The 12,603-nt window shown below is 38.7% G+C and carries 10 protein-coding genes and 1 other annotated feature; of the genes, 9 read left to right on the top strand and 1 reads right to left on the bottom strand.

All coding sequences use genetic code 11. The features are described from left to right. Positions 1-51: 51 nt before the first annotated feature. A complete protein-coding gene (gene guaA, locus QRX23_RS09235; RefSeq protein ID WP_330155386.1) occupies positions 52-1,605 on the bottom strand; it encodes a glutamine-hydrolyzing GMP synthase in 1,554 nt (517 codons plus the stop codon). Positions 1,606-1,913: 308 nt separating this feature from the next. Between guaA and QRX23_RS09230 the strand changes: the two genes are divergently transcribed. From QRX23_RS09230 to QRX23_RS09190, 9 genes are all read left to right on the top strand, one after another. Next, positions 1,914-2,993, top strand: coding sequence for a BMP family lipoprotein (locus QRX23_RS09230; RefSeq protein WP_330155385.1), 1,080 nt, complete (start codon positions 1,914-1,916; stop codon positions 2,991-2,993). Positions 2,994-3,183: 190 nt separating this feature from the next. After that, positions 3,184-3,858: a GTP pyrophosphokinase gene (locus QRX23_RS09225; protein ID WP_330155384.1), complete on the top strand. Its 675-nt coding sequence runs from the start codon at positions 3,184-3,186 to the stop codon at positions 3,856-3,858. 26 nt (positions 3,859-3,884) lie between these two features. Continuing rightward, the gene (gene rlmD / locus QRX23_RS09220) at positions 3,885-5,336 is read left to right on the top strand and encodes a 23S rRNA (uracil(1939)-C(5))-methyltransferase RlmD (RefSeq protein ID WP_330155383.1); all 1,452 of its coding nucleotides are present in this window, start codon (positions 3,885-3,887) and stop codon (positions 5,334-5,336) included. A 160-nt stretch (positions 5,337-5,496) separates the two neighbouring features. Then, positions 5,497-6,057, top strand: coding sequence for an ECF-type riboflavin transporter substrate-binding protein (locus QRX23_RS09215; RefSeq protein WP_170945069.1), 561 nt, complete (start codon positions 5,497-5,499; stop codon positions 6,055-6,057). A gap of 85 nt (positions 6,058-6,142) precedes the next feature. Next, positions 6,143-7,828 carry an ABC transporter ATP-binding protein gene (locus QRX23_RS09210; protein ID WP_330155382.1) on the top strand — a complete coding sequence of 562 codons (1,686 nt, stop codon included), beginning with the start codon at positions 6,143-6,145 and terminating at the stop codon, positions 7,826-7,828. A 6-nt stretch (positions 7,829-7,834) separates the two neighbouring features. Next, complete coding sequence (locus tag QRX23_RS09205; RefSeq protein ID WP_330156141.1) at positions 7,835-8,659, top strand: energy-coupling factor transporter transmembrane component T family protein; 825 nt, start codon at positions 7,835-7,837, stop codon at positions 8,657-8,659. Between the two features lie 79 nt (positions 8,660-8,738). Further along, positions 8,739-8,983 (top strand) — a binding site (T-box leader). Positions 8,984-9,031: 48 nt separating this feature from the next. After that, positions 9,032-10,396 carry an FAD-binding oxidoreductase gene (locus QRX23_RS09200; protein ID WP_277380070.1) on the top strand — a complete coding sequence of 455 codons (1,365 nt, stop codon included), beginning with the start codon at positions 9,032-9,034 and terminating at the stop codon, positions 10,394-10,396. 18 nt (positions 10,397-10,414) lie between these two features. Then, entirely contained in the window at positions 10,415-11,575 is a 1,161-nt protein-coding gene (locus QRX23_RS09195; protein ID WP_330155381.1) for an aminotransferase class I/II-fold pyridoxal phosphate-dependent enzyme, read from the top strand. A gap of 25 nt (positions 11,576-11,600) precedes the next feature. Continuing rightward, positions 11,601-12,542, top strand: a complete 942-nt coding sequence (locus tag QRX23_RS09190; RefSeq protein ID WP_330155380.1) for an L-lactate dehydrogenase — start codon at positions 11,601-11,603, stop codon at positions 12,540-12,542. Positions 12,543-12,603 lie beyond the last annotated feature (61 nt).

Here is a 12,603-nt window from a genome sequence, read left to right as displayed (position 1 = left end):
AGGCAAGCTACGGAATAATTTTCCGGTAGCTTGCCCTTTTCAGTTTACTTTTTATTCCCACTCAACAGTTGCAGGTGGCTTAGCTGTAATATCGTAGACTACGCGGTTAACGTGGTCAGTTTCATTGACGATACGACGAGAAATTTCTTCTAGAACGTCCCATGGCAACTTAGCAAAGTCAGCGGTCATTCCATCAACTGAGGTAATGGCACGAATAGCAATGGTGTAGTCGTAGGTACGACCATCACCCATAACACCAACTGAGCGCACACCAGGCAAAACAGTGAAGTATTGCCAAACTTCGCTATCCAATCCTTGTTTAGCGATTTCATCACGTAAGATAGCATCGGATTCACGGACGATTTCTAACTTATCTTCCGTTACTTCACCAAGGACACGAATACCAAGACCAGGTCCAGGGAATGGTTGGCGCCAAACAAGTTCGTGAGGCATACCTAACTTTTCACCAAGTGAACGAACTTCGTCTTTGAATAGTTTGTTCAAAGGCTCGATCAACTGGAATTGGATATCTTCTGGCAGTCCACCAACATTGTGGTGAGACTTGATTGTTTGTGCCGTATCAGTACCAGATTCAATGACATCAGTGTACAACGTACCTTGTGCCAAGAAATCAATACCGTCTAGTTTAACAGCCTCTTCATCAAAGACACGAATAAATTCGTTACCAATGATTTTACGCTTTTGTTCAGGATCAGTAACACCAGCTAGCTTGTTTAAGAAACGTTCTTGGGCATCAACTTTAATGATGTTCAAACCAAATTTACCACCAAGTGCAGCCATTACTTCATCAGCTTCATTTTTACGTAGTAAACCATGATCAACGAAAATTGATGTTAATTGGTCTCCGATAGCTTTGTGCAAAAGAACCCCAACAACAGATGAATCAACACCACCTGAAAGGCCTAATAGGACACGCTTGTCACCGACCGTTTCACGAATCTTAGCAACTTGTTCGTCAATGAAATCATCCATTGACCAATCACGATTTGCATGAACAGCATGGTCAATAAAGTTCTCCAGAATCTTCATACCGTAGACTGTGTGGCGAACTTCAGCATGGAATTGGACACCGTATAGTTGACGCTCAGGGTTTTCCATTGCGGCAATTGGTGTGCTATCTGAAGTTGCGACAGCAGTAAATCCATCTGGTACAGATCCAACGTAATCACCGTGTGACATCAAAACAGTTTGTGTTTCTGGTGTGTCAGCAAATAGTGTTGAATGCTCATCAGTAACCTTTAAAACAGTTTCACCGTATTCAGATGTGTTGTTTGCAGGTAATACTTTACCACCAGGCAACATGTGTGCCATTAGTTGCATACCATAGCAGACACCCAAAATTGGAATGTTAAGGTTAAAAATTTCTGGATCGATAGAAAATGCACCGTCAGCATAAACAGAATTAGGACCACCCGAGAAAATTAGGCCTTTGGGTTGAAGTTCTTTAATTTCAGCTGCGGTAATAGTGTGTGGCTTTAATTCAGAATATACACCCAATTCACGAATACGACGTGAAATGAGTTGATTATATTGAGAACCAAAGTCCAAAACAAGAATACTATCGTGTATATCTGTGTTGGCCATGATATCCCCCATTTAAATTGATAATTCTATTATACGTAATTTGTGATAAATTTCAATGTGGTTTTAAATTAATGTTCGTTATTAAAGTAACAATTTAATTAAAAATCTCTAATGATTAATATAGCTAAAATTAATGTAAATTAATTGTTTATTCATTAAGTAAAACGTTTATTTATATTTTATATTCATGTAAAAATTAGCTTGCATTTCATCTTTTAGACCGCTATAGTAGATAAAATTATATATTCTTAAAGAACTCTTAAATGAGTGGTTGGGTTGAGGGCTTAATACTTGGAGGTATTATAAAAATGGTTTCACGTCGAATGATGATTGTTGGTGGTGTCGTGGTGGTTGCTATCGCTGGTATCGGTATTGCGTCAATGAATGGTGATCAATCAAAAAGTAAAAATCACTTTACTGCAGCGATGGTTTCTGACACAAATGGTGTGAATGACAAGGGGTTCAATCAAAGTGCGTGGGAAGGATTGCAAAAATGGGGTAAGCAAAATCACTTAGTCAAGGGTAAAGATGGCTATGATTATTTCCAGCCTAAGACAGTTGCGGATTATGATACGCAATTAACGCAAGCTGCAACAGCAAAATATGATTTGGTAGCGGCCATTGGCAATACATTCAAGGATTCTGTCGAAACAGTTGCTGATAAGCAACCAAAGACAAAGTTTGTTTTGGTTGACGAGCAAGCTGATAAAAAGTATAAAAATGTTGCTTCAGTTAAATTTCATTCGGAACAATCGTCATATTTAGTAGGTGTGGCAGCTGCAAAGAAAGCCCAAGAAGTTGGTGATAAAACAGTTGGATTTATTGGTGGTATGCGAAATTCAGTAATTGAATCATTTTTAGCGGGTTATCAAGCGGGTGTAAAATCGGTTGATCCAAGTATTAAGGTCGATGCAACATATGCAGGGACGTTCTCTGATCCTGCGAAGGGCCAAACGATTGCCAAGGCTAAAATTGCACAAGGAGAACATGTTATTTTCCAAGCTGCTGGTGGTGTTGGTAATGGTGTATTCCAAGCTGCAAAAGATCAAAGTGCGACTTTGGTTTCTGGTTCAAAAGAAAAAGTTTGGGTCATTGGTGTTGATCTTGATCAAACAAACATGGGTAACTACAAAACCAAAGATGGTAAGCAAGATAATTTGACATTGACGTCTTCACTAACGGGAATCGGACGTGGTGTACAACTCATTACGGAGGATGCACAGCATCATAAATTCCCCGGTGGTAAAACCGTTTATTATGGTTTGAAAGAAGGTGGTGTTGGTGTTGTTACTAAAAATCTAAACGATGATGAGAAAAAGTCGGTTGATTTTGCTAAAAGTAAAATCATTAATGGTGATATTAAAGTGCCAACAATACCAACAAAATAGTCACGGCAGGTGTATCTAAGATGTATTAAAAATGTGTTCGAAGTAGTTTTGAATCTTCTTTGGTGCCACTGTATATTTTCAATATATGCTATCTTTTATGAGCAAGTGTTGCGAAAAATATGACAGGATTAAGTATAATGGACTACGATAGTCCGATAAAAGTGACAGACTAAAGAAGGAACTTATTAATATGAATACGAAACGAAACACAATGAGTGTTAAAAAAATACGTCAAATGATTGGTGGAGAAGCTGGTCTTGATTGGGTAGCAGATCAATTAACATCCGTTGCACAGATGTATCAACTTTATGAATCTGCACAACATGAAATTTCCACAAAACTAGAAAACTTGGACGCAGAATTTGAAGTGAACTATAATCATAATCCGATTCATCATATTGATGGTCGTATGAAAGATCCACAAAGTTTAATGGGGAAAATTCAAAAAAAAGGTCTTGATCGATCAGTTAATTCTATTAAGAAGAATATTTTTGATATTGCAGGATTGCGAGTTATCACGAATTATATAGATGATATCTATACTGTTGAAAAATTACTCTCACAACAAGATGATGTTGAGGTAATTAAGCGTAAGGATTATATTAAAAATCCTAAAGAGAGTGGCTATCGCAGTTTACACTTAGTTGTAAAGGTGCCAGTATTTAAAGCTCATGATGTTGAAACAGTACCGGTTGAAATTCAAATTCGAACAATCGGTATGGATATGTGGGCGAGTCTTGAGCATGAATTGCGTTATAAGACAGATGTTGACCGTGCGGAAGAATTTGCATCTAACCTAGTAGACAATGCTAATGCGCTATTTGAAATTGAACAAAACTTCCAAGATATACATCATCAATTATAAAGAAAAGAGCTATTGTAGAACGAATTATGGACAATAAACAACACAAAAAATATAATAATCACCAACGGTTTAAGAAGGGTGACCATGTTTCACGTGGAACAAAAAAACGCAATAATGCACCAGTACAGGTTGCGATTGGTGATCAGTTATTAATTACGATTAAACGGTTAGGTATTAATGGTGAAGGAATTGGTTATTATAAGCGTAAGATAACTTTCATTCCAGGTGCTTTGCCAGGTGAAGTTGTTGAGGTTGAAGTAACGAACGTCACTGAAAAATTTATCGAAGCAAATATTCATAAATTTAAACAAAAGTCAAAACAACGTGTGACCCCAGTTGATAATCAAGAGGTTGGTGGTTTTGAGTTGGAACATTTGGCGTATGAAGGTCAACTAACCTTCAAACAAGATGTTATCCGGCAGGCATTAGAAAAGTACAAGCCAGCGGGCTATGCACATTATAAATTATTGCCAACGATAGGTATGGATGATCCAAAGGAATACCGTAATAAAGCCCAGTTCCCTGTTCGTGAGGTTGATGGTCAGTTAGCTGTGGGGATGTATAAGCGTCATTCACATAAATTGGTTGATTTGCCAGTTGTTACGACGCAACATCCGGCAACGCTAAAAGTTGTTCGTGGCGTACGTGATATCTTGGCAGATATGCAATTACCAATTTATAATGAGCGGAAAAATAAAGGTGTTGTGAAAACGTTAATTGCACGTGTCTCAGAATCCACTGGGGACGTGCAGCTGACAATTGTAACCAATGGGCGATCACTACCGGATGCGGATGAGCTAATTAACAGAATTCATCAGGCATTGCCTGAGGTTGTATCTATTCATCAAAATATTAATCGTGGCCAATCCTCATTAATTTGGGGCGATGATACACGTCAAATCTGGGGTGAAGATTATATTACTGAAGAAATTAATGGTAAAACATTTAAGTTATCACCTCGGGCATTTTTACAATTAAATCCGCGCCAAACACAGCGTCTGTATCAAGAAGCCATTAAAGCCTTGGATTTGACTAAGGCAGATAAACTAATTGATGCTTATTCTGGTGTTGGTACAATTGGTATTTCATTGGCTGATCATGCTGGTGAGGTTCGCGGAATGGATACGGTGGCAGAATCTATTGATGATGCAAATGAAAATGCTATTGATAATCACGTGACGAATGCTACTTATTATGTTGGTGCAGCTGAAGAGTTGATACCACAGTGGGCGCAAGAAGGGTGGATTGCAGATGCAGTCGTTGTTGATCCGCCACGCACAGGGTTAGATATAGCCTTACGACAAACTATTCTAGAAACAAAGCCAGAAAAGTTTGTTTATGTTTCTTGTAATGCATCAACCCTTGCCCGTGATTTAGTTGATTTGGCGAAGGTTTATCGCGTTGATTATATTCAATCTATTGATATGTTCCCGCAAACGGCACGTTGGGAAGGTATCGTAAAATTTACGAAGAAATAAAATGATTCAGCAAATGTTGACGATAATGCTATTATGTTAGTATGTTGGTTGTCGGCAAATAAAGTTGATTATTTTATTGATAATGAACAGAGTGCGCTTGAAGGCAATGCTAACAATGATTAGTGTTGCCTTTTTTATAACACATCAGGAGGAGAGAATGATGAAACAACACAAAGGACTGTCAACTCGTTCAGTTGTTGCAACGGGTATTGGGGCTGCTGTATTTTTAATTTTATTTAAATTTGTTGCTATTCCTACCGGTATTCCTAATACACAAATCAATGTTGCTGAAGCATGGTTGTCATTAATTACTGCTATTTTTGGTCCAATTGTTGGTGGACTAGTTGCGTTTATTGGCCATGCCTTGAATGATGCTATTTCGTATGGTTCGGTCTGGTGGACCTGGGTAATTGCCGATGCACTATTCGGTGTTATTTTGGGACTCGCTGTACAGAAGTTGAAATTGACGAATGGTGATTTGACAACTAAAAAGTTAGTTGCATTCAATATTTGGCAATTGCTTGCGAATATTGTCGCTTGGAGTATTATTGCGCCACTAGGTGATATTTTAATTTATAGTGAACCTGCAACTAAGGTATTTTTGCAGGGATTTGTTTCAACAGGTGTCAATTTCTTATCTGTGGCAATATTAGGTAGTTTACTATTGGTTGCTTACAATAAAACACAAGTTAAACAAGGATCATTGAAAGAAAAAGATTAGTTTATAACTGCGCACGAAAAAAGAGGAGGGTACGGCATTTTTATTGCAACCTCCTCATACATATAAGAAATTGAAGGAGTTACACATGGTAGCAGCGATTGAATTGCAGGATGTGTCATTTAAATATGATTCACAATCTGAGCCGACTTTGCATCATATTAATTTAACGATTGCACCTGGTGAACGGGTGTTATTATCTGGGCCATCTGGCTCAGGGAAAACGACTTTAGGTCAATTACTTAATGGTCTCATCCCGCATGCCTATCAAGGTGAGGTAACCGGAAACATTAAAATTAATGGTCATGATATTAAGGACGCTTCAATTTTTGAGCGTTCTTTTGATATTGGTACAGTATTACAAGATACAGATACACAATTTGTTGGTCTGACAGTTGCTGAAGATATCGCATTTGCATTAGAAAATGATCATGTGGGACATGATGAATTACTAACCAAAGTGAAGCAGTGGGCGCAGACGTTACACCTTGATGAATTACTGAAGGCGGCACCACAAGAGCTATCTGGTGGACAAAAACAACGGGTTGCCATGGCGGGTGTCTTGATAGACGATAGTCCTATTTTACTTTTTGATGAACCGCTGGCTAGTTTGGATCCAGCTAGTGGTCATCGCATGTTAGCATTATTGGATGAGCTACAAGAGAAATATCATTTAACGGTTATCATGATTGAACATCGTTTAGAAGATGTTTTACAACACCGTCTTGACCGAGTCATTGTGCTAGATAAGGGTGAAGTGACTTTTGATGGCACACCTGAAACTATTTTACGTTCAAATACGTTACATCAATATGGCTTGGCCATGCCAGGATATTTGCAACTGTTAGAATTGGCGGGTGTTGATTTAACCGCATTAACACAAATAACCCAGCCGGAAAATGTGACGGGACCGGATGTTAAAAGTAAACTGCAAGCATTGGTACCTAGGCCGCAAGTAGCGCATCAAGAGAATAAACGAGAAACTATTTTAACCGTCAATCATTTGGGGTTCCAATATAGTGACCAACAATTATTTAAAGATGTTTCACTGCAGTTATTTAAGGGTGAGTTGGTTGCCTTAGTTGGTAAGAACGGTTCTGGAAAATCAACGCTAAGTAAGTTAGTTGCTGGCTTTATGCAACCATCTAGTGGTTCAATGCTGCTAAATGGTGTTGGAGATCTTGCGCAACTTTCAATTAAAGAGCGTGCTGACTATATTGGTTATGTTTCTCAGAATCCAAATGATATGGTTACGCAGTCTATCATTTATGATGAGGTCGCAAGTGGCCTACGTCTTCGCGGAAAATCAGAAAGTGATATTCAGGAGCGTGTGAACCAATTGTTAAAGCTAGCGGGATTATATGGCATGCGTGAGTGGCCAGTTACGGTACTGAGCTATGGGCAAAAGAAAAGATTGACGATTATTAGTGTGCTAGCGCTCGAACCTGAGGTATTGATTTTAGATGAACCAACGTCAGGACAGGATTATGCTAATGCACAGGCAATTATGCAATTTGTGCAAGACCTAAATGCGACATTTAACACAACAGTGGTCGTGATTACGCATGACATGTCATTGATGTTAGAAATTGCGGATCGTGCACTAGTATTAGTGGATGGTCAGGTGCTTGCTGATACAACGCCAGCTAAATTACTAAATGATCAAAACTTAGTGGATCAAGCAGACCTGCATATTACGACAATTCATGAGTTAGCACAACAATATGATTTAGCTAATCCAGCAGGATTAACTGCGTTGATTGGGAAAGGATAGATGGCGATGAATAATATATTTGGCTATCAGCCAGGACGGTCCATTGTTCATCAATTAAGCGGTGGTACCAAATTATTGATTTTTTTATTGTTGACGATTAGTGGTATGTTAAGCTTTGATGTACGTTATCTTGTTTTGCTAATGTTAATCGCCATTATTGGTTTAAAAGTAGCTGGTATTCATTGGAAAAATGTGTCAACAATTGTTAAATTTGTTGCCGTTTTTGCGCTCATGAATTTGCTATTAATTTATATTTTTGCCCCACAGTATGGAACAACTTTATTTCATAGTAAAACACTGTTACTGGGCCATGGATTCTATGCGTTAACCTTAGAGCAATTATTCTACGAATTTATTGTGTTAGCGAAATATTTCTTTAGCTTGCCGTTGGCATTAATTTTTTTACTTACGACTAATCCTAGTGAATTTGCGGCAGGATTGAATAAAATTGGTGTCTCATACCGGATTTCGTATGCTGTTGCATTGACATTACGTTATATTCCAACGATTCAACAAGAGTTTGTGACGATTAGTCATGCACAACAGGCACGTGGTTTCGATATGTCTAAACATGCGCCATTTACACAGCGAATCAAAGGAGCCTTCGGTATCATGATGCCACTTGTCTTTTCTTCACTATCAAAAATTGACGAAATAAGTCGTTCCATGGATTTACGCCGTTTTGGTAAAGAAAGACGACGTAGTTGGTATTATGAACAAAAATTTAAACGTCAAGATTGGTATTTTTTGATTGGTGTTGCAGTGCTAGTCATTCTAGAAATTTTGTTGATGAAACTGACAGGTAGTCGCTTCTGGTATCCATTTTCATAATTCCTTCAAATGTGAGTTAAATGAGATTTTTTTAATTTTATTATTGACTTTTCATTATTACCGAATTACCATTATATGAGTGAACATGATGATTAGGTGAGTAGTTTGTGATGGATACGCAAAGCGAGTTGTAGTTGGTGTAAGGCAACCGATTCAGCAAATGAATTTGGCCTAGGAGTGGTTGAAGTTATGAGTAGTGTTGACTATTAGTAATTTCCGGTGATGACCGATATCGCATGTGAGTATGTTTGTCATACTTGATAAGCAGATTGTGGTGATGCAGTCTGAAACACGGGTGGTAACACGATTTTTATCGTCCCGTCGTTCCATTATGGAACGACGGGATTTTTTTATTAAAGGAGCAATATGACAATGACAATTTTTTCGTCCTTGCAATTGCCAAATGGTGAAATTGCATTAGATGAGCAAACGCTAAAAAAGTATGGGACAAACCACTACACACAAGAAATAACAACTGAGATATTACCGGATGCCGTGGTATTTGCAGAAACCATTGCAGATGTACAAGCGACGATTCGTTTTGCAGCTGCTAATCAAATTGCAGTTGTACCACAAGGTGCCAAAACATCAATTGTGAATAGTGCTGCTGGTTTAACTGGTAGTTTAATTTTGAATTTATCTCGAATGAATCATATTTTATCAATCGAACCAGAAAATCAAGTTGCTGTTGTTGAACCTGGGGTGTTAAATGGTGATTTAGATGCTGAAGCCCGCAAAGTTGGTTATTTTTTCTCACCAGATCCAGGATCAAAGCGAATCAGTTCAGTTGGGGGGAATATTGCAACCAACGCTGGTGGTATGTCATCGTTAAAATATGGCACAACGAAGCAGTCTGTATTGGGGTTGAAAGTTGTATTAGCTAGTGGTGAATTGGTAACACTAGGTGGTAAAACCTTTAAGAATAATGCTGGCTATGATTTAACCGATTTGTTAGTTGGTTCAGAAGGAACCCTTGGAATTATCGTTGAGGCCACGGTTCGCTTGGTACCTGTGCCATTAGGTAGTGCCATTACAGGATTGGCAACCTTCCCAACAATCCATGAGTTGATGCGTGCTGTTCAAGCTGTGCAGGCTAGTGGTGTGAACCCTTCAATGTTAGAAATTTTGAATCGCGTTTCCATTGAGGCATTAGATGAATATGAACATAGTCATCTAGGTAGCCATGGTGAACAGGCGTTATTGATTTTCCAAATTGACGTTGCTGTATCTGGTGTATTGGAAAAGGTTGATAAATTATTACATGAGTACGGTGCAACCAAGATCGATGTTACTGAAGATGCAGCGCGTACAGCAGAAATTATTAAAATCCGCCAAGATATTTTTGCGGCTGGTGCACAATATGGTCGATTAATTGTCGAGGATATTGCCGTACCGTTAGGACAGTTAGCAAAAGTGGCTGATAAGGCAGAGGAGTTAGCTGATAAATATCAACAACGATTATTGTTATTAGGACATGCTGGGGATGGGAACCTACATCCCGACATTATCTTGGAAGATAAAGATGGCGAATTACCAGAAGGTACGCAAAAATTTATTGATGAGTTACTGAACTTCGTTATTCAGGTTAATGGTACGGTTAGTGCCGAACATGGTATTGGTAGCTTAAAGAATGCATGGGTACCAAAGCAATTAGATGCAAATGTCAGAGTGTTGCAAAAGCAAGTGAAACAGGCATTTGATCCACTAGGAATTTTGAATCCTGGCCGTAAGATTTAGAAAATTAGGAGAACAAACATGGGAATAAATAAGCGTGTTGCCGCAATTAAGCCAAATGCTATTCGAGCATTTGATGATGAGACAAGTGGTGTTGAAGGTATTCTAAAGTTGACTCTTGGGGAACCTGATTTTACAGTACCAGAACATGTGAAAAAAGCAGCGATTGCTAGTATCGAGGCGGATGAATCACATTATGCACCTGCTGCTGGTTCAGTTGCTTTGAGAAAAGCTATTCACCATTTTATGTTAGATCGTTATGGATTATCATATGATATTGATTCTGAAATTATTGTGACATTGGGAGCAACTGAGGGAATCTATGATACTTTCACAGCCTTTATTAATGAAGGAGATAAAGTGTTACTGCCAGCACCTAATTTTTCAATGTATGATCCAACTATCGAGTTAGCTGGTGGTGAGATCGTCTTTGTTGATACATCTGATACGGGCTTCTTATTAACACCTGAACAACTCCAAGCAGCCATTGATGAGTATGGTGAAAAGTTGACGACCGTTTTGTTGAATTATCCAGCAAATCCAACGGGGGTTACTTATACTGCAGAGCAATTATCTGCCCTAGCTGATGTATTGCAAGGAACTAATATTACCGTGATTGCTGATGAAATTTATTCTGAACTAACTTACAATGCACCGCATACTTCAATTGCTAAGTTCTTACCAGAACAAACAGTTATTTTGAATGGTGTGTCAAAGTCACACGCTATGACTGGTTATCGTATCGGGTTTATTGTCGGACCTAAGCAACTCGTACAACCTGCAGCAGTGTTACATCAATTTACAGTTACTGCCGCTTCGAATCCAGCGATGGCAGGAGCCGCCGAAGCGTTAGGATCAGCACAAGGAAAATTGGATTCTAAATCAATGCGTGAGGCTTATCGCGAACGTCGTGATTACTTAGTACCAGCTTTACGCAAATTAGGCTTTGAAATTCCTCAACCAAATGGGGCATTCTATGTTTTTGCCAAGATACCAGCAGCATATGAACAAGATGATTATGCTTTTAGTGTTGATTTAGCAAAGCGTGGCAAGGTTGCTGTGATTCCAGGATCAGTTTTCAACGTCGGTGGTGAAGGTTACATTCGTATTAGCTACGCCGCATCCTTGGACAGTCTTCATGAGGCTGTGAAGCGCATTAGCAATTTTTTGGAAAATTATTAAGCAAGTGAAATAATGGGGGAACGCAATGACTCGTAAAGTTGGGATTATTGGATTGGGACACGTTGGCGCAGCAATTGCCCACAGTTTAACCGCACAAGGTGCAGTTGACGAATTTGTTTTTATTGATATTGATGATAACAAAGTGAATGCCGAAGCATTGGATTTTGAAGATGCCATGGCAAACTTGGAATTTAATGCAAATTATGTTGTTAATGATTGGTCAGCATTAGCAGATGCTGACGTGGTTATTTCTTCAGTTGGTAAAATTTCATTACAGGAGACGATTACGACAGACGATCGTTTTGTCGAGTTACAGTATAATAAGCTTCAGATTGCAGATATTTCTAAAAAATTAGTTGCATCTGGATTTAAAGGGATTTTGGTTGTGATTACGAATCCAGTTGACGTCATTACTACAATGTATCAACACTATACTGGTTTCCCAAAGGAACGTGTGATTGGGACAGGAACACTATTGGATACGGCTCGTATGCATCGTGCTGTAGGTAAGGCACTCGGTGTTCATCCAAAATCAGTTAGTGGCTATAATGTTGGTGAGCACGGTGATTCACAATTTACAGCATGGTCAACGGTTACAGTAAAAGACAAGCCAATTACATCATATGAACTACCACTATCAGAACTAAATGATGAGGTTAGAATTGGTGGATATACAGTTTACCATGGTAAGAAGTTTACTAGTTATGGTATTGCAAGTGCGGCTAGCCGGCTAACAAAAGCCATTTTGACGGATAGTCATGAAGAACTGCCAGTATCTAATTTCCGACCTGAATATGGTGTTTATGTTTCTTACCCGGTCATTGTTGGTCGTGAAGGGGTTATTGATCATGTATCATTAGATTTATCATCTGATGCGCAAACAAAGCTAGACACCTCAGCTGGTTTCATTCGTGAGCGTTATGAAGAGGTTATTTCTGAACTGACGAAAACAGAAAACATTGGATAAATAGTTGAAATTATAAAATTTTAGGCGATAAGTTGTCAATTTTTGACAATTTATCGCCTAA

It is taken from the genome of Weissella paramesenteroides, assembly GCF_036327715.1.
In the GTDB taxonomy this organism is placed as follows: domain Bacteria; phylum Bacillota; class Bacilli; order Lactobacillales; family Lactobacillaceae; genus Weissella; species Weissella paramesenteroides.
Note: the sequence above shows the minus strand (reverse complement) of the source record. Positions and strands in the feature narration are given on the sequence as shown.

Excerpts from the sequence above, each read along its gene's own strand:
- guaA (WP_330155386.1), bottom strand. The coding sequence starts at position 1,605 with ATGGCCAACACAGATATACACGATAGTATTCTTGTTTTGGACTTTGGT.
- QRX23_RS09230 (WP_330155385.1), top strand. The coding sequence starts at position 1,914 with ATGGTTTCACGTCGAATGATGATTGTTGGTGGTGTCGTGGTGGTTGCT.
- QRX23_RS09225 (WP_330155384.1), top strand. The coding sequence starts at position 3,184 with ATGAATACGAAACGAAACACAATGAGTGTTAAAAAAATACGTCAAATG.
- rlmD (WP_330155383.1), top strand. The coding sequence starts at position 3,885 with ATGGACAATAAACAACACAAAAAATATAATAATCACCAACGGTTTAAG.
- QRX23_RS09215 (WP_170945069.1), top strand. The coding sequence starts at position 5,497 with ATGAAACAACACAAAGGACTGTCAACTCGTTCAGTTGTTGCAACGGGT.
- QRX23_RS09210 (WP_330155382.1), top strand. The coding sequence starts at position 6,143 with ATGGTAGCAGCGATTGAATTGCAGGATGTGTCATTTAAATATGATTCA.
- QRX23_RS09205 (WP_330156141.1), top strand. The coding sequence starts at position 7,835 with ATGAATAATATATTTGGCTATCAGCCAGGACGGTCCATTGTTCATCAA.
- QRX23_RS09200 (WP_277380070.1), top strand. The coding sequence starts at position 9,032 with ATGACAATTTTTTCGTCCTTGCAATTGCCAAATGGTGAAATTGCATTA.
- QRX23_RS09195 (WP_330155381.1), top strand. The coding sequence starts at position 10,415 with ATGGGAATAAATAAGCGTGTTGCCGCAATTAAGCCAAATGCTATTCGA.
- QRX23_RS09190 (WP_330155380.1), top strand. The coding sequence starts at position 11,601 with ATGACTCGTAAAGTTGGGATTATTGGATTGGGACACGTTGGCGCAGCA.